The following is a 16,680-nucleotide window of genomic DNA, read 5'->3' on the forward strand; positions in this document are numbered from 1 at the left end:
CTTTCTTACCCCATCTTAAAATCCCGAAGGAATTCATGCACTTCGGGATTTTTTTTTAGCAGACTTGATTTGCTTGTCATTCTCGACCTATCTGTGTTATATTGTATCCCAAACTCCTATTATTTTGAAAATATCCATCATTGTCGCAAAAGCCAAAAACAATGTCATTGGCAAAAACAACCAATTGATTTGGAGACTGTCTTCAGACCTAAAGCTCTTCAAACAAATTACCTCCGGACATCATATTATCATGGGTAGAAAAACCTATGAGTCTGTAGGAAAGCCATTACCAAACAGAACATCCATAGTGATTACCAGAAATCCTGATTTTCAGCTTCCCGAAGGACATAAGGTGTGTCATTCTCTGCAGGAAGCCATTCAATTGTGCATTGGGAAACATTTGGATCAGGTCTACATCATTGGTGGTGCTGAAATATACAAACAAGCACTACCAATCTGTGATGAGCTTCTGGTGACAGAAGTTGAAGCAAGGCCTGAGGGGGATGTATTTTTTCCCGAAATAAATCCTAAACAATGGAAAAAGACAGCCGCTGAATCTTTTAAAAAAGATGATAAAAATGAATACAACTTTGAATTTGTGACTTACAAAAAAGTAAACCCATGAACTTCAAAATAGTATGGATCACAGGAGCTTCTTCAGGTATTGGCAAAGCACTCGCCAAGACATACCTTGCCAATGGCCATAAAGTCATCATATCTGCAAGGAATAAAGAAGCTCTTGAAAAGTTCCGTATGGAGAATGGTTCTGAAAAAAACATATATGTATTGCCACTGGATTTGAATGATGCTGACAGCATGTTGGAAAAAGCCCAATTGGCTATTCAGGCTTTCGGAAAGGTTGACGTGCTTATCAATAATGGAGGTATAAGTCAAAGATCTCTTGCAGCAGATACTACGCTGGAGGTTGACCGAAAAATTATGGAGGTCAATTTCTTTGGCACTGTTTCCCTCAGCAAAGCAATTTTGCCTCATTTTATTACCAATAAATCCGGTCACTTTGGAGTAGTAAGTAGCCTGGTTGGGAAATTTGGTTCTCCATATCGCTCTGCTTATGCTGCCAGTAAACATGCTTTACATGGTTTTTTTGATTCTTTAAGAGCAGAGCATTTCAGAGACAATGTAGCCGTAACAATGATCTGTCCAGGGTTCATCAGCACACAGGTATCAGTCAATGCATTAACAGGTGATGGTAGCCCACTCAATGAAATGGATGAAGCTCAAGCCAAAGGAATGTCAGCAGAAGACTGTGCGAAGGCTATCTTTAAAGCTATGGAGTCCAAAAAAGAAGAAGTCTTAATTGGAGGGAAAGAAAGGTTTGCCGTCTACCTCAAAAGGTTGCTGCCCTCTGTTTTTTCCAAAATAATCAAAAAAGCAAAGGTGAGGTAGTTGGTTATTTTAGATTTTAGATTTTAGATTTTAATTCCCCCAATTATCGGTGTTACCGGGAAGATGTTTGAGGTTATCCGATACTTGGAGCAGGTTGATTCTTGGCTCTAGCTAATCTCTCGTATCTCGTCTCTCGCTTCTAGTTTCTCGCTTCTAGTCTCTTGGCTCCCTTTTCATACCTTCCTCATACCCAAAAGTGTAAAAGGCAACAGAATCAGATTTTTCACAAAGGAAAAAGAAAGGTCAATGGCAAAACCCAATAATCTAAACGGTAACAAGAGCAACCATATTAAAGGGTAAAGAAATAAAGCCAAAATAGCCAGGGGCCAACAAAGAATTGCGAGAATCAACCAAAGTAGGAAAGTAAGCATAGCTGGTTTTTTTATTTTAGTATTTACAATTTTTCAGCCAATGCCAATTATCAATTATAACATAGTGTGAGCCCCATATCACTAAAGCAGATGTTCAAAAACATTACAAACGTTGTTCGCATTCGAACAACAGGGTAAATTGCAACCTTAGGCTATTAAGATTTCCCATTTCCGTAATTATTGATTGATTGATGTCCTGATATTCCTATTTTAGCAGATCAACAAAGACACCCAAAATATGATGAGAAGAGTTTTATTTGTTCTGGCACTTTTTACAGTTCTTCTGCCAGCCATAGCACAAAATGACCTTGACCGCTGGAAAGAAAGATCTTCCCGAACAGAAATAATAAGAGATGAATACGGTATACCTCACATCTATGGCGAAACTGATGCAGATGCTGTTTTTGGAATGATATATGCCCAATGCGAAGACGACTTCAACAGGGTTGAGTCCAATTATATTTTCTCGCTAGGCAGAAAAGCAGAAGTTGAGGGTATCAAAGAACTTTATGCTGACTTGAGGATGAAAATGTATATCGATGAAGCCGTAGTCAAAGAAGAATATCATAATTCCCCTGACTGGCTCAAATCCCTAATGGATGCCTGGGCAGATGGTATCAACTACTATTTGCACACTCATCCAGACGTGAAACCCAAACTTCTGACCAAATTTGAACCTTGGATGGCATTGACTTTTTCGGAAGGAAGTATAGGCGGTGATATTGAAACCATCTCCGTCAATGACTTGAAAGATTTCTACGACAAAGAATCTCATACCGGATTGGTCTATCAGGAAAGGGATTGGGACGAGGAACCTAGAGGTTCTAATGGTTTTGCAATAGCTCCCAAACTCTCTAAATCAGGAAATGCGCTACTATTTATCAACCCTCATACCTCATTCTATTTTCGTCCTGAAGTCCATATGGTCTCAGAAGAGGGATTAAATGCTTATGGTGCTGTTACTTGGGGACAATTTTTTATCTATCAGGGATTTAATGAATATAATGGATGGATGCATACTTCTAGTAAAGCCGATGCCATTGACCATTTTGCTTTAACAGTAGAAAAAAGGAATAACAGCTATCATTATAAATTTGGTGGGGAATGGAGACCGCTGAAAGAAAAAAAGGTACTGACCAAGTATAGAGACGGTAATCAAATACTTGAAAGAGAATTCACTGTTTATTATAGCCATCACGGTCCTGTAATCCGAGAAGAAGACGGGAAGTGGGTAGCGATAGCATTGATGGTGGAGAGAGAGAAAGCCTTAACACAGTCTTATCTAAGGACTAAAACCAAAAATCACCAAGAGTTTAAGGCTACTATGGATTTAAAAACCAACTCTTCTAACAATACAGTTTATGCAGACAGAGATGGTAATATTGTCTATTACCATGGAAATTTCATTCCTGTAAGAGATCCAAAATTTGGTTGGAGAGGCGTGGTGGATGGAAGCAATCCTGAAACTGACTGGAAGGGACTGCATGAAGTGGATGAAATGATCTACATTGAAAATCCCGAAAACGGATGGATACAAAACTGCAACTCTACACCATTTACGGCAGCAGGGCCTTACAGTCCTGTTCAGGCAGATTATCCTGGGTATATGGCCTGGGATTTGGAAAATGCCCGCGGCATTAATGCCGTGAGAATAATGACTGGGAAAAAGGATTATACTATGGAATCCCTTACAAAGGATGTTGGATATGAGCCAACTTTGATGGCTTTTGAACCAATTATTCCTGCACTTTTAAATGCTTATGAAAAACTTCCTGAGGAAAATGATCAAAAATTGAAGTTGAAAAAACCAATCAATGCTATCTCCCAGTGGGACCTTAAAACGGGTGTTTCATCAGTAGGAACCTCTTTGGCAGTATTCTGGGGAAATCAGTTGATGGCAGAATTAAGGAGTTTAGATAGACCCTGGGATGCTTATATCTTCGATTTTATCGCAGAAAATATGGATGATCAAAAAATGATTGATGCATTTGAAAGAGCTATTGATAAATTAGAAGAAGACTTTGGAACTTGGAACACAGCCTGGGGAGAGATCAATCGCTTTCAAAGAGTTACCAACGAAATTCAGGGACAGTTTTTTGATGAATTACCGAGTTTGCCAATTGGTTACAATTCATCACTGTGGGGATCTTTGGCCGCCTATGGTAGTAGGTCATATCCCAATACTAAAAAGTGGTACGGAAATGTAGGCAACAGCTTTGTGGCAGTAGTGGAATTTGGAGATAAAGTCAAGGCAAAAAGCTTGCTGGCAGGTGGTCAAAGCGGCAATCCATTTTCACCTCATTTTGTAGATCAAGCCGAACTATATGCCGAAGGAATCTTCAAGGACGTACATTATTACAAAGAAGATGTCAAAAAAAATGAACGCAGGCGCTATAATCCAGGTCAAAAATAATGCGTTGGGTTTAATCAAAAAAAAGCTTCTGAAAAATTTCAGAAGCTTTTTTTATTCTTATTTCTGGAAAGAGGTTAACATCCAATGATGAAGCTCTATGTCTTTGATGAAAGCGATTAACATATCTTCGGTTGCAGAATCACCCAGTTCAGCTACCTTTTTCGCACACTCATCAAGGTTATCATTGAGTATTTCAAAATCCTTTAAGACCTCGTCAACCATTTCTTTAGATGAAAGATCAGTTCCTACTTCTTTGATATCAGAGTGTTCGAGATAATCTGTAATCAAACTGAAAGGTGTCATACCAAAAACACGAATTCTTTCTGCCACCAAATCAATGTTTACTTTCGCTTCATTGTACAGTTCCTCAAATTTTTCATGTAGATCAAAGAAATCACTTCCTGTAACATTCCAATGGAAGTTTCTGAGTTTCTGATAATGCACATGATAATTTGCTAAAAGTTTATTCAGAGATTCAACGATTTTTTCAGATTCATTTTCTTTATATCCTAATTTTTTAAATACTCTCTTATCTGTTGTTTTCATGGTTCTAGTTTATTTATTGAGTTCGTCTTTAAATTTAGTTTCCTTAAAGGCCAAGTCCATGCTGATGATCTCCCTTGCGTATTCTATCACTTTCACTGAAGAATTTGTGATCAATATGGGAGTTTTCAGCGCAGATTTTTCTTCTACCAAAATATCCAACAAATCGTGGTCGCTGATATCCTTTCCTTTTATATTTTCTTTGAAAAAATCAGACTTTTCGTCAAACAGATCAATTACTTTAACATTCATTTTCTTTGCCAATTCTGACAATTGGGTAGGTGTCAAATCATTCTTGTATATGTCTAGTTCGTTGATTTTATAATTTTCAAGCGTTATAACGTACCCGTAAGCCTCTTTATCTGCGAGGGTATTGCTATTGTAAAGAAATTTAATTTCGTTTTTTTCTAGATCAAACATATCGGGAAAATTTGGTATTTAAAGCGCTTTAAAACTTCAAGATTTATGATGCAGGTTTTGTACCAAAAATCATTAAAAGCATACTTTATCAACTTGTTCCGCGAGGTTTTGTTTCCCTTTTTTCACATTATAAAAGTTTTGTAAATAGGAATGGGAATGTGAAAGTTAAAAATAAAAAATGGCGCTTACCACCATAACTTGCATTTCTGAAAATCATATTAACCTGCATATTAAAAAGAATAAAATATTGTTATTCAGTTAATTAAGAATTTAAAATTCTAAATATAAATTTCACTTGGGAAGTTTAAACGAAAAATATTATTAAAATTAATACTCCCTATGCCTGTTGTTTTTTGTCTCTAAAGTGAATGAGGACTTATGTGATTTTGGAAATATTTAAAGTTGATTTTAAATGTTCAAATCAATAAGCAAAAAAGTGTCAATCTTTGTAAATGAATTTTTAAAGTAATATTAAAAGAAAAAATTCCCCAAAAAGGGAAATCCTATGCAAGATAGATTGGCGCTTACATTGATGATCAATTCCATTAACATACAGTTTCAAGTGGTAAGGCCATCTTTAATATACTTGAGGCTTTCCCTTCTGGATATAAAAAAATCTTTTTTCAATGGTATTAATTTGATGATCTTCTGAAGCTTCACGCTTTTGTCTGAACTGAGGGATTTAGATAAGTCTTATGGTAGCAGTCATATATTTTCAAACTCTCATCACAAAAAGTATTACATTTTTACATAAATTGTTCTTTTAAAACCACTTACCATGAAAGCAGTATTAAGTTCGGCGGTACTAGATAAGCCGTTAGAAAAAGAATCCACGTCCATTGTAAGACAGATCCCCACTTACGTGTATGCTTCAGTTTTCGCGTCACTCTGCATCGCAGTGGGCTTGATCTGGGATATTTCCTGGCACATGACCGTAGGTCGTGATACTTTGTTTTCACCGCCTCATATTGCCATTTACCTGGGAGCTGTCATTGCAGGTGTTTTTTCAGGCATCAAAGTTCTAAAAACAAGCTTCTGGGGCAGTGCTGAGGAGAAATCATCCAGCATACATTTCTGGAAAATTTTCTATGCCTCTTTGGGGGCTATGTTCTGTATTTGGGGAGCTTTCGCCATGTTGACTTCAGCACCTTTTGACGATTGGTGGCACAATACGTATGGATTGGATGTAAAAATATTGTCTCCGCCACACGCACTACTGGCAATGGGTATAGTAATGATTCAGTTTGGAGCTTTAGTTTCAGTTACATCTCTACAAAACAGGCTCAAAGGAATCGCGCATGAGCGTACTGTCATGCATATGCAATGGATGTATGCGATGTCCTCTGGTTTTTTACTTGTGATGGTTTTTGTAATCTTTTCCGAATACTTTTTTCTCATGAGAATGCACAGTATTTACTCTTACCAAATAGCAGCTGTCATATTTCCATTATTCATGGTTTCAGTAGCCTATGCAGCTCCATACAGATGGGCAGCAACCAAAATGGCTATTGCTTACACATTACTGATGGCCGCAATGGTATGGATTTTACCACTTTTTCCTGCAGAGCCTAAATTGAGTCCTATCAGAAACTTTGTTTCTGTTATGCAACCATTTGAATTTCCACTAATGCTTATCGCTCCGGCACTGCTCATTGATATCATTCTCTTAAAGTTTAAAAACATGAATAAATGGGCCTTATCAGGACTTCTAGCATTGGGGTTTGTTTTGGTTTTTCTTCCAGTTCAATGGTATTTTGCAGAATTCCTTACCACTGAAGCTGCTAGGGGTTGGTTTTTTGGAAGGTTCAGCTGGACCTATGCTTCTGATCCAGACTACCCCTACAGGTATACATTCCACCCAAATCTTATTTCTACCACTCCTGAAATCATCAAAGGTGCAGGGATCGCCATTTTGTTAGGAATTGCTTCAAGCAGGGTTGCGCTTTCTTGGGGAAACTGGATGAAACAAATAAAGAGGTAAGTTTAAACAAAAGACCAATGTATTTAAAAAAAATATTTAAACACACGCTAAAGTGCTTTACGGTAATAGGCTTACTCTTCATTTTTTCTTCACACGTAGGAAGTCCTGGGGTAATATTTGAAGGTTTATTAGGTCCCTACCGCGTATTGGCCAACATCAATCCTCCAGCAGTAGTGCCGGGTACTGCTCTGGTCACAGTTATTTTACCAGAAAATCCAGAAGGCATCTCTATCGAAGCCAGGCCAGTGTATTGGTCAGCAGGTATTCAGGGAACACCCACAGCAGACCCTCTTATTGCCGTGAAAGATGAAAAAGGTAAATACGAAGGGGAAATGTGGTTTATGGAGTCTGGCACTTCCTCTGTGCAATTGGTTTTAAAGGATGGAAATGACACATATGAAGCCATTATCCCTGTAATGGCCATGCCAACTGCGCAAAATGATATGCCCTTGGAATTGGGCATTGCCTTATCCATTTTGGGAGTGTTTTTGGTTATTTTGCTTGTCACGATCATAGCCTCTTCCATGGGTGACAGCCTTCGGGAACCAGGTGTCCCAAGAGACCATAGACTCGCCAAAAGAAAATACATTGGTACGGCTATTGGATCTATAATTATTTTTTTACTGCTATGGGGTGGAAAAAGCTGGTGGGATGCAGAAGCTGAAGTTTATCAGGGGAATATGTTCAAACCCATAGAGGCCAACTCCGAATTTCAACAAAAGTCAGAGGGGAATTATCTCCTGATGACAATAGATTCTACTACCCTTAAGCAGGGTAGAATTACCCGAAAAATCTCTTACATGGTTCCCGACCATGGAAAGCTGATGCATATGTTTTTGATTAGAAAAGGAGATTTGGATGTGTTTGCCCACCTGCATCCCAAAAGGCTTGACAGCTTGAATTATGAGGTAAAGCTTCCTCCTTTACCTTCGGGAGAATATCATGTATTTGCGGATATTACCAGGTTTACGGGTTTTTCTGAAACCATAATCAGCGATCTCCAGGTTCCGGAATCTGAAGATTTTCAACTGGCTGCTCAAAAAGAAGTGGTTTTAGGAAGAGACGATACCTATACCTTTTCTAACCCCATTTCCAACCAATCAAGTACCTTGGACGGAGATATCATGATCTGTGGCAAACCTGGCATCAAGACTCCTTTACCCAACGGCTTTTCTGCTGTATGGGAAACAGAAAATGACAAATTTGAAGCGGGAAAGCTCTACAACCTTAATTTCGCATTATTTGACCCTAATGGAGAGGCTGCATTATTGGAACCTTATCTGGGTATGATGGGACATGCCGTAGTCCTCAAACATGATGGTTCAGTATATATTCACCTGCATCCAACCGGCAATTACTCTATGGGTTCCCAACAAGCCCTTGAAAACAGATTCAATAGCGGAGCGGTTGGCTTTCAAAATCTCCCTACAGCTTATAGCTTCCAAGATAGCATAGATCAAGTAATATCCTACCTGGATGCTTTACCCGAAGTAGAACGGGATTCTTTACTGATGGGCGACATGATACACTATGAATGGCTGGATGAGGAGCACCAAGAACATACCATGGTCAGTTTTCCCTATGCCTTTCCCGAAGAGGGAAATTATAGGCTATGGATCCAGGTGAAAATTGACGGTAAAATTGTCAATGGTGCTTTTGATGTGGAAGTTATTTGAAAAAAATAAGGGGATAAACTGAAAAAAAATGCAAACCAATATCACGGCAACCTTGATCAAAGAAGAGATAAAAACAGTTGAAAAAACTGATTCTATAAGAGTGATCCCCACCTATATTTATGCCTCGGTCATTGCTTCTCTATGCATTGCCATAGGCTTGCAATGGGATATTTCCTGGCACATGAGCGTTGGTAGGGATGGGCTTTTTTCTCCTCCACACATTGCGATTTATATAGGTGCATTGATTGCCGGTCTATTTTCAGGAATAAATGTATTGAAAACAAGTTTTTGGGGAAGCGAGGAAGAGAAAGGTGGAAATATTAGATTTTGGGGTATTTTTCATGGAAGTCTTGGTGCAATGTTCTGTATATGGGGAGCATTTGCCATGTTGACTTCTGCACCTTTTGATGACTGGTGGCACAACAGCTATGGCTTGGATGTGAAAATACTTTCTCCTCCACACGCAGTATTGGGCTTGGGAATGATCATGATTCAGTTTGGAGCTCTGATTTCCGTATTGGCCGTACAAAACCGCCTTGGATCAAATCTCAAAAATCAGGTAAGAATACACTTACATTGGCTTTATGCCCTGAGTTCCGGCTTTCTACTTGTAATGGGTTATACCTTCTTTGCAGAATATCTGATGCTCAGCAAACTTCATGGGACTTTGGCTTATCAGATTTCCATGGCAGCTTTTCCTTTACTCATGGTATCAGTAGCTTTTGCGTCTCCTTACCGATGGGGAGCTACAAAAATGGCTGTAGTATATACTTTATTGATGGCTGCTATGGTCTGGATATTGCCTCTCTTCCCAGCAGAACCCAAACTCAGTCCTGTTTATAATTTCATCACCAGGTTTCAACCATTTCATTTCCCTTTGATCCTGATTGTTCCTGCTGTTGCGATAGATGTGATTATCCATAAATACAGAGACACAAATAAATGGCTTTTAGCAGCAATGATTTCGGCTGGGTTTCTACTCAGCTTCTTCCCCTCGCAATGGTATTTTTCAGAATTACTTCAATCCGAATATGGAAGAGGATGGTTTTTTGGGAGGTACTCTCTCCCTTATTTTGCCAATCCTGATTCTCCATACCGCTATATTTTCCATCCTTTGTATACAAGTATGGGAATTGAGCTGGTAAAAGGTTTGGTCATTGCAGGTCTGATCGGGATTTTGAGTAGCAGGATTGCACTTTCCTGGGGAGACTGGATGTCAAAAGTCAAACGATAGGTTTATCATACAATTAAGGCCACCTATTGGGTACGGTATGTTTTTTCAAAATTATGGAGGCCTGATTTTTCACCTCCGGAAGTTTTTGAGCAGACCAGATTTTCTCACGGGCAAACTTGCCTGATTTCTCCAGATCCACTATGGGAAAGGGATAATCTTTTCCTATGTCTATTCCATACATGGCAGATTCTATCCCCGTAATTTTCCAAGGTTCATGTATCAGCACATTGGGAAGCGACTGAAGCTCAGGAACCCACTTTCGAATAAAAACACCTTCTGGGTCATGTTCATAGGATTGTTTTACGGGGTTATAGATCCTTACGGTATTGATACCTGTTACCCCAGCCTGCATCTGTAATTGTGGATAATGAATACCCGGTTCAAAATCTAAAAACTGCTTGGCCAAATGCGCAGATCCACTTTTCCAATGTTGAAATAGGTGATGTGTTAAAAAAGAAACCAACATGGCACGCATCCTGAAATTCAGATAACCGGTTTCCACCAAACAACGCATACAGGCATCCACCAATGGGAATCCCGTTCTACCTTCTTGCCACGCCCGCACTTTTACTTCATCCAGGGGTTTTTCCATCAGGTCAAAACCTTGATTGATGTTTTTGAATTCCATTGTACATTCCATTTCAAACTTTTGGATAAAATGGCAGTGCCATCTTAACCTTGATTGAAAATTGGTGAAGTTCCTAACCTGAAATTTCTCTTTCTTCCTCTTTTCTGCAGCCTGATAAACCTGCCTTATGGAAATATTTCCCCAAGCGATATAGGGAGAAAGACGACTGCATCCCCTCCTACTAAGTTCGGGTTTACTGATATGTCTGTTATAATTGCGAACCCTATCCTTAAGGAATGAATTCAGGTATTTATGCGCCAAATCTTCCCCACCCTGTTGCATCTTGGAATCGATAACCTTCCAAGCTTCCGGGATATTTTCAGCATTGGAATTCATCATCAGCTCTTTAGGCAAGGTGTAAAAATTACTTTTTCCCAATTCTGGATTTTCAAGCGGTTTAGACATCATTTTATACCAGTCCTTTGACCAGTTTTTCCTATCTTTTCTTCCTCTAAGAACTCCCTGCTGCTGAAATTCTTTCCAAACTATTCCATTTGATTGGAAAAATTCAGCCATTAATAAATCCCTCTCAAAAGTAATCCCAATCCCTGTCTCCTGGTGAGAAAACACTGTTTCGATTTGATATTTCCCCAGAAGTATAGAGAATACTTCATCCACTTCCCTAAAAAAAACATGTACCTGTGTATCGAAAAACTTTAATTTATTATTCAGGTCTTGGATGCTTTGCCAAACAAACCTCCAATGCCTTATATCACTTTGCGCAGCCTGAATTAATGAAGGCTCAAAACAATAGAGCAACACCAATGGCAGGCCTGCCTCAATTCCTTTTTTTAACGGCTCATGATCCTGTAGTCTAAGGTCCCTTTTCAGCCAAATGACGTTTACTTTCTGCATCGGGAATTAAACAAAGTCATCCTTTCAAAGTTTTTAAAAAATGCAGAAATCAAAGGAATTGAATCAAGTAGAAATAGACAGAATTGTAGAAATGGCTTGGGAGGACCGTACTCCATTCGATGCCATTGAAGCTCAATTTGGGGTCAGTGAAAAGGAAGTTATTAAGCTGATGCGTAGGGAGATGAAGGAAAGCTCTTTTAAAATGTGGCGCAAAAGGGTGCAAGGACGAGCTACCAAACATGCCTCCAAAGCTCCCAAAGAGATGGACACTTTTAAATCACGCATGCAGAGAAATATAAGTATGAATAAAATCAGCAAGAAATAATACCTGAGAAGGAATTGACTTTTCTCAATCAGCCTTATACCATTCTACAGTTCTTCCTATCAGAGAAACACCCACATACCCCCGGACTTCAATAGTTTGATCGTCTTTCTTTTTGATGGTGCAGGAGTAGGTTTTACCATCTCTTGGGTCATAGATGGTGCCATCTTCCCACTTTCCGCTATTGAATCTAAAATCGTTAAGTAAGCGCATCCCCATGATAGGTCTTCCCTTTTTACTTTTATCAACATTATTATTGTCAAGCACAGGTTCACCGTCAATTTCCGGTTCCTCCATCCAGATTATCCTACCATGGTATTTCCCTTGATCTTTAAAAATCTCAATTTTCGCATCTTTTTCGGTGGTATACCATTCCCCTAATATTGCATCTGAATCTTGCGCAAAAACGGAAGACATACAGCACATAAAAATTCCAAAGCATATACTCAATATTATCTTCTTCATACAATTATTCTTAACATTAGAGGTTTGTTATTCATGATATGTAATACTTTTACAAGTCAGATTAAGTTTGAAATGTTTCATTTTGTCTGAAAGAATGCTGGTAAATCACGGATATTAACAAATATTAGGATAAAGAGAGTGTCACAAGGAAAATTATCAATCCATTGGGAGGGAGAAGAATTACAGCTTTTACCAGAAAAATCCATTTATTTGCCAAAATCAAAAGCTTTATTGATTGCAGACCCTCATTTTGGTAAAGCTGCTCATTTTAGAAAAGCAGGAGTACCCGTACCAGAAAGTGTACACACAAATGATTTTATCAAAATCCAGAAGCTTTTAAATGACTATCCTTCCGAGACCGTTTATTTTCTTGGTGACCTTTTTCACAGTGACTGGAATACCTCGTGGAATGACTTGGAGGTTTTTTTAGAATATTTTCCGGAGATTTCTTTTCATCTCATCAAAGGCAATCATGACATACTACCTGCTGAAATATACCGTTCAGAACTATGGCAAGTTCATGAATCCACTCTGGTTTTAGAGCGTTTATTGCTCAGTCACGAACCGTTAGAGATGATTCAAGAAGGGTTGTTAAATGTATGTGGCCATATCCATCCTGGGGTAAGTCTAAGAGGAAAAGGTAGGCAACAATTGAAGGCTGCCTGTTTTTTCTTCCGTCAAAACCAATTGGTGATGCCTGCATTTGGAAGATTTACCGGCTTGGCGACGATGAAGGTTCAGGAAGGTGATATAGCCTATGTGGTGGCAGATAAAAAAGTAATTGCAATTGATTTCAAAGAATAAGATTGGTTTACTAAACCAAGCTGTTTAATTTTGGCAGAATCCAAAAGGAATATGAGGGTAAATCCAAGAAAGAAAACCAGATTAGGAAGGTTTAAATTTGTTTCAGTATTGTTCAGCACCACACTTTCCCTTTTTATTGTGGGACTTTTTGGAGTGATCGTTATTCAGGCCAAAACACTCACAAGTATCATTCGGGAGAATATTGAGGTGCAGGTTTTTCTCAATAAAAATCTCAGTGATCAGGAAATTGCCAAAATCGGTGATTTAATTGAATCCAAACCCTACGTTCTTCAAAAAGAAGACAAACCTTCATTGGTATTTATTTCACAGGATGAGGCAGCGGCTTCCTTTCTTGAAGATACAGGGGAAGATTTCACCAAGTTTTTGGATGACAACCCCTTGAGGGACAGTTACACCATCGCTATAGCTGAGGAATATCAGACAGCCGAGCAGATTGAGGAGTTGGTAGAAGAGATTCAGCTCATTGACGGGGTTTTTGAAGTCACTTATATGGCAGATTTGGTGGAATCCATCAACCAAAACCTGACTAAGGTAGCTTTGGTCATGGGGGGATTTATCCTGATTCTGATCTTTACTGTGGTGATGTTGATCAACAACACTATAAAACTTGCCCTTTTCTCACAAAGATTCCTCATTCGTAGCATGCAACTGGTAGGGGCTACTAGAGGCTTTATCCGAAAACCTTTCCTAGGACGTGCCTTAGGTTTTGGCATAATTGCTGGGTGTATCGCTTCCTTTTTACTATTCGGAATAATTGAATATACGAAAGCCAATATTGATGGCTTTGCCATGCTTCAGGATTACACCTTACTGTATTACCTTTTTGGAGCATTGATCATCATTGGAGCCCTGCTATCCGTCTTCAGTACGCTGCAGGCCGTAAATAAATACTTAAACATGTCTTTGGACGAATTATACTAATCATGGCTAATCCTCATTTTGCATTTACCAAAAAAAACTACGTCCTCATGCTTATTGGTTTGGGGATCATCATCCTTGGCTTTACCATAATAGGACTCGATAAAGAACCACATGGTTTTGGGGTCTTGGGAACAGTACTTGGGCCAATCGTAACTTTGGCAGGCTTTCTTTTTCAGTTTTACGCCATTTTTCACAAAACAGAAAACAAATAATTCATGGAAATCATTGATGCGATCATCCTTGGAATCATTCAAGGATTGACCGAGTTTTTGCCCGTTTCTTCAAGCGGACACTTGGAATTGGCTTCTGCTATAATTGGAGATGAGAAAATCCCAGAAGAAAGCCTGATGTTTACCGTGGTACTTCATTTTGCCACAGCACTGGCTACCCTATTGGTTTTCAGAAAAGATATTGTCATTCTTTTGGAAGGACTTTTTAAATTCAAATGGAATGAAGAGACCCAATTTGTAGGCAAGATTGTCCTTTCTATGATTCCCGCTGTTATCATAGGTTTGTTCTTTGAAGAACAACTGGAACAGTTTTTTGGAGGTCAAATTGTTTTTGTAGGCTTCATGCTTTTGGTGACTGCCCTACTGTTGTTTTTGGCTGACAAAGCCAAGAATACTGAAAAACCTGTCAGCTTTCCGAATGCTGTACTTGTAGGTTTGGCACAAGCTGTAGCCATGCTTCCCGGAATTTCAAGATCAGGTGCTACTATTTCCGCCTCAGTTCTTTTAGGCATAGACAAAACCAAAGCAGCACGGTTTTCCTTTCTAATGGTAGTTCCGCTGATTTTTGGAAAAATAGCCAAGGATATTCTTGACGGGGCTCTCACTTATAATGTAGAGAGTTTTGGATACCTTTCCTTTGGTTTTCTGGCAGCTTTTGTATCCGGGTATTTTGCTTGCACCTGGATGATTGCTTTGGTAAGAAAAAGTAAACTTACCTATTTTGCCATATATTGTTCTATCGTGGGACTGATAGCCATTTTCGCTGGACTATATTTATAATATGCAGGAAGAACCATACGGAGAAGTATTTTTGATTAATAAACCTTTGGAATGGACATCTTTTGATGTGGTCAAAAAGGTGAGAAATGCACTAAAAATCAAAAAGGTCGGGCATGCCGGTACCTTGGACCCTTTAGCGACAGGTTTGCTGATTGTGTGTGCAGGAAAAAAAACCAAGTCCATAGAGTCCTTTATGGGACAGGAAAAGGAGTATACCGGCATTTTTGTAATTGGGAAAACTACAGAAAGCTTTGATCTGGAAAAACCAATTGTAGAAGTAGCTGATCCCTCTCATATCAGCATATTACAGGTGAGGGAAGCGGCCAGTCAACTTACTGGTGATATATTGCAGATTCCACCCATGCACTCAGCCATTAAAGTAGATGGTAAAAGGGTGTATGAGTCAGCAAGAAAAGGCCATGAGGTCAAAATGGAAGCAAGACCGGTAAGGGTTTCATTGTTTGAAATCACAAAATTCGAAAACCCCACCGTTCATTTTAGGATTATATGTTCCAAAGGCACTTATATCAGGAGCATTGCCAGGGATTTGGGAGAAATCCTGAAAGTAGGTGGCTATATGTCTTCTTTATGCCGTACCCGAATTGGAGAGTATACGTTGGATCAAGCAGATGATCTTGAGCAACTGATTGAAAAAATCAAATCTCGGAAGGATGAAAATTTATGAAGGAATAGAACATTTTGAACCGGTCATCAACCCGGTGGTAACAAGCGGAACCTTTGATGGGGTACACCTTGGGCACCAAAAAATCCTTCAAAGAATACAGAATATCGCCAGAGAAATTGGCGGTGAGACAGTGATGATCACTTTTTGGCCTCACCCTAGAATGGTATTGTATCCAAACGAACACAGGTTAAAACTTCTTTCAACTTTTGAGGAAAAGTCACGCTTACTCAAAAACTTCGGAGTTGACCATTTGTTGACCATTCCTTTTACAAAAGAGTTTTCAAATCTCAGTTCAGAAGAGTTTATCCAAAAAATAATCATAGATAAAATCCAAACCCGTAAATTGGTCATAGGATATGACCATAGGTTTGGCAAAAACAGAGAGGGAAGTTTCCAATACCTCAAAGATAATATTAATAAATTCCATTTTGAACTGGAGGAAATCTCCCGTGAAGACGTAGACAACGTTGGAGTATCCAGTACCAAAATCCGCAAGGCCTTGGAGGAAGGAGACATCCGTACTGCCAATGAATACCTTGGCAGAGATTATGAACTCAATGGCATCATCATCAAAGGACAGCAGCTAGGTCGGTCTATTGGCTTTCCAACGGCAAATATCCATGTCCCCCATGACTATAAACTGATTCCATGCGGTGGTGCATATGCGGTAACAGTGTATGTAGAAGGCACACGTTACAATGGCATGCTGAATATAGGTATGAGGCCTACTGTCAATGGAGAAAGTCAGACCATTGAGGTCAATCTCTTTGATTTCGAAGGTGACCTCTATGATAAAAGAGTTTGTGTCCATTTAAAAGCATACCTCCGGCCAGAGGTGAAATTTTCTGGACTTGATGCCTTGAAAAACCAATTGAGTCAAGACAAAAAGGATGCAAAGCGTATCCTGACCCAAGTATAACCAAA

General features: G+C 39.1%; 17 protein-coding genes. 13 read left to right on the plus strand and 4 right to left on the minus strand.

The window, feature by feature from the left end; genetic code table 11:
• The first annotated feature begins 124 nt into the window (after window positions 1-124).
• The 3 genes from EA341_RS11675 to EA341_RS11685 all read left to right on the plus strand — a co-directional run bounded on the left by EA341_RS11675 (window position 125) and on the right by EA341_RS11685 (window position 4,191).
• A complete protein-coding gene (locus EA341_RS11675) occupies window positions 125-625 on the plus strand; it encodes a dihydrofolate reductase (RefSeq protein ID WP_293014505.1) in 501 nt (166 codons plus the stop codon).
• The gene (locus EA341_RS11680) at window positions 622-1,407 is read left to right on the plus strand and encodes an SDR family oxidoreductase (RefSeq protein WP_293014510.1); all 786 of its coding nucleotides are present in this window, start codon (window positions 622-624) and stop codon (window positions 1,405-1,407) included. Before EA341_RS11675 ends, EA341_RS11680 begins: the two co-directional genes overlap by 4 nt.
• A 609-nt stretch (window positions 1,408-2,016) precedes the next feature.
• The gene (locus tag EA341_RS11685) at window positions 2,017-4,191 is read left to right on the plus strand and encodes a penicillin acylase family protein (protein ID WP_367127378.1); all 2,175 of its coding nucleotides are present in this window, start codon (window positions 2,017-2,019) and stop codon (window positions 4,189-4,191) included.
• 57 nt (window positions 4,192-4,248) lie between these two features.
• On the opposite strand, the gene EA341_RS11690 is transcribed toward EA341_RS11685, so the two are convergent.
• Both EA341_RS11690 and EA341_RS11695 read right to left on the minus strand, forming a co-directional pair.
• On the minus strand, window positions 4,249-4,737 hold the full coding sequence (locus EA341_RS11690) for a Dps family protein (protein WP_293014517.1): 489 nt from the start codon (window positions 4,735-4,737) through the stop codon (window positions 4,249-4,251).
• Window positions 4,738-4,746: 9 nt separating this feature from the next.
• Window positions 4,747-5,154, minus strand: a complete 408-nt coding sequence (locus EA341_RS11695; RefSeq protein ID WP_293014520.1) for a hypothetical protein — start codon at window positions 5,152-5,154, stop codon at window positions 4,747-4,749.
• A 778-nt stretch (window positions 5,155-5,932) separates the two neighbouring features.
• Here EA341_RS11695 and EA341_RS11700 point away from each other — a divergent pair.
• From EA341_RS11700 to EA341_RS11710, 3 genes are read left to right on the plus strand one after another with little or no spacing between them, the layout of a single operon-like run.
• The gene (locus tag EA341_RS11700; RefSeq protein ID WP_293014523.1) at window positions 5,933-7,135 is read left to right on the plus strand and encodes a hypothetical protein; all 1,203 of its coding nucleotides are present in this window, start codon (window positions 5,933-5,935) and stop codon (window positions 7,133-7,135) included.
• A gap of 17 nt (window positions 7,136-7,152) precedes the next feature.
• The gene (locus EA341_RS11705; RefSeq protein WP_293014525.1) at window positions 7,153-8,811 is read left to right on the plus strand and encodes a hypothetical protein; all 1,659 of its coding nucleotides are present in this window, start codon (window positions 7,153-7,155) and stop codon (window positions 8,809-8,811) included.
• Between the two features lie 28 nt (window positions 8,812-8,839).
• Entirely contained in the window at window positions 8,840-10,045 is a 1,206-nt protein-coding gene (locus EA341_RS11710; protein WP_293014527.1) for a hypothetical protein, read from the plus strand.
• 13 nt (window positions 10,046-10,058) lie between these two features.
• On the opposite strand, the gene EA341_RS11715 is transcribed toward EA341_RS11710, so the two are convergent.
• The gene (locus EA341_RS11715) at window positions 10,059-11,528 is read right to left on the minus strand and encodes a cryptochrome/deoxyribodipyrimidine photo-lyase family protein (protein ID WP_293014529.1); all 1,470 of its coding nucleotides are present in this window, start codon (window positions 11,526-11,528) and stop codon (window positions 10,059-10,061) included.
• Window positions 11,529-11,568: 40 nt separating this feature from the next.
• On the opposite strand from EA341_RS11715, the gene EA341_RS11720 reads away from it, so the two are divergent.
• Entirely contained in the window at window positions 11,569-11,853 is a 285-nt protein-coding gene (locus EA341_RS11720) for a TIGR03643 family protein (RefSeq protein WP_293014531.1), read from the plus strand.
• A gap of 24 nt (window positions 11,854-11,877) precedes the next feature.
• Here EA341_RS11720 and EA341_RS11725 read toward each other — a convergent pair whose 3' ends face one another.
• A complete protein-coding gene (locus EA341_RS11725; RefSeq protein ID WP_293014533.1) occupies window positions 11,878-12,315 on the minus strand; it encodes a DUF2147 domain-containing protein in 438 nt (145 codons plus the stop codon).
• 138 nt (window positions 12,316-12,453) lie between these two features.
• On the opposite strand from EA341_RS11725, the gene pdeM reads away from it, so the two are divergent.
• Genes pdeM through EA341_RS11755 form a run of 6 tightly spaced genes read left to right on the plus strand, consistent with a single transcriptional unit; the run spans window position 12,454 to window position 16,675 of the window.
• Window positions 12,454-13,119, plus strand: a complete 666-nt coding sequence (gene pdeM / locus EA341_RS11730) for a ligase-associated DNA damage response endonuclease PdeM (RefSeq protein WP_293014535.1) — start codon at window positions 12,454-12,456, stop codon at window positions 13,117-13,119.
• 51 nt (window positions 13,120-13,170) lie between these two features.
• Entirely contained in the window at window positions 13,171-14,061 is an 891-nt protein-coding gene (locus EA341_RS11735; protein WP_293014569.1) for a permease-like cell division protein FtsX, read from the plus strand.
• A gap of 2 nt (window positions 14,062-14,063) precedes the next feature.
• Complete coding sequence (locus EA341_RS11740; protein ID WP_293014537.1) at window positions 14,064-14,273, plus strand: DUF3098 domain-containing protein; 210 nt, start codon at window positions 14,064-14,066, stop codon at window positions 14,271-14,273.
• A gap of 3 nt (window positions 14,274-14,276) precedes the next feature.
• Window positions 14,277-15,071, plus strand: coding sequence for an undecaprenyl-diphosphate phosphatase (locus EA341_RS11745; protein WP_293014539.1), 795 nt, complete (start codon window positions 14,277-14,279; stop codon window positions 15,069-15,071).
• A 1-nt stretch (window position 15,072) separates the two neighbouring features.
• Window positions 15,073-15,756: a tRNA pseudouridine(55) synthase TruB gene (truB, locus tag EA341_RS11750; RefSeq protein WP_293014541.1), complete on the plus strand. Its 684-nt coding sequence runs from the start codon at window positions 15,073-15,075 to the stop codon at window positions 15,754-15,756.
• The gene (locus EA341_RS11755; protein WP_293014542.1) at window positions 15,743-16,675 is read left to right on the plus strand and encodes a bifunctional riboflavin kinase/FAD synthetase; all 933 of its coding nucleotides are present in this window, start codon (window positions 15,743-15,745) and stop codon (window positions 16,673-16,675) included. The genes truB and EA341_RS11755 overlap by 14 nt, the downstream gene beginning before the upstream one ends.
• Window positions 16,676-16,680 lie beyond the last annotated feature (5 nt).

It is taken from the genome of Mongoliibacter sp., from assembly GCF_007692705.1.
In the GTDB taxonomy this organism is placed as follows: Bacteria; Bacteroidota; Bacteroidia; order Cytophagales; family Cyclobacteriaceae; genus Mongoliibacter.

Excerpts from the sequence above, each read along its gene's own strand:
- EA341_RS11680 (WP_293014510.1), top strand. The coding sequence starts at position 622 with ATGAACTTCAAAATAGTATGGATCACAGGAGCTTCTTCAGGTATTGGC.
- EA341_RS11685 (WP_367127378.1), top strand. The coding sequence starts at position 2,017 with ATGATGAGAAGAGTTTTATTTGTTCTGGCACTTTTTACAGTTCTTCTG.
- EA341_RS11690 (WP_293014517.1), bottom strand. The coding sequence starts at position 4,737 with ATGAAAACAACAGATAAGAGAGTATTTAAAAAATTAGGATATAAAGAA.
- EA341_RS11695 (WP_293014520.1), bottom strand. The coding sequence starts at position 5,154 with ATGTTTGATCTAGAAAAAAACGAAATTAAATTTCTTTACAATAGCAAT.
- EA341_RS11700 (WP_293014523.1), top strand. The coding sequence starts at position 5,933 with ATGAAAGCAGTATTAAGTTCGGCGGTACTAGATAAGCCGTTAGAAAAA.
- EA341_RS11705 (WP_293014525.1), top strand. The coding sequence starts at position 7,153 with ATGTATTTAAAAAAAATATTTAAACACACGCTAAAGTGCTTTACGGTA.
- EA341_RS11710 (WP_293014527.1), top strand. The coding sequence starts at position 8,840 with ATGCAAACCAATATCACGGCAACCTTGATCAAAGAAGAGATAAAAACA.
- EA341_RS11715 (WP_293014529.1), bottom strand. The coding sequence starts at position 11,528 with ATGCAGAAAGTAAACGTCATTTGGCTGAAAAGGGACCTTAGACTACAG.
- EA341_RS11720 (WP_293014531.1), top strand. The coding sequence starts at position 11,569 with ATGCAGAAATCAAAGGAATTGAATCAAGTAGAAATAGACAGAATTGTA.
- EA341_RS11725 (WP_293014533.1), bottom strand. The coding sequence starts at position 12,315 with ATGAAGAAGATAATATTGAGTATATGCTTTGGAATTTTTATGTGCTGT.
- EA341_RS11735 (WP_293014569.1), top strand. The coding sequence starts at position 13,171 with ATGAGGGTAAATCCAAGAAAGAAAACCAGATTAGGAAGGTTTAAATTT.
- EA341_RS11740 (WP_293014537.1), top strand. The coding sequence starts at position 14,064 with ATGGCTAATCCTCATTTTGCATTTACCAAAAAAAACTACGTCCTCATG.
- EA341_RS11745 (WP_293014539.1), top strand. The coding sequence starts at position 14,277 with ATGGAAATCATTGATGCGATCATCCTTGGAATCATTCAAGGATTGACC.
- truB (WP_293014541.1), top strand. The coding sequence starts at position 15,073 with ATGCAGGAAGAACCATACGGAGAAGTATTTTTGATTAATAAACCTTTG.
- EA341_RS11755 (WP_293014542.1), top strand. The coding sequence starts at position 15,743 with ATGAAAATTTATGAAGGAATAGAACATTTTGAACCGGTCATCAACCCG.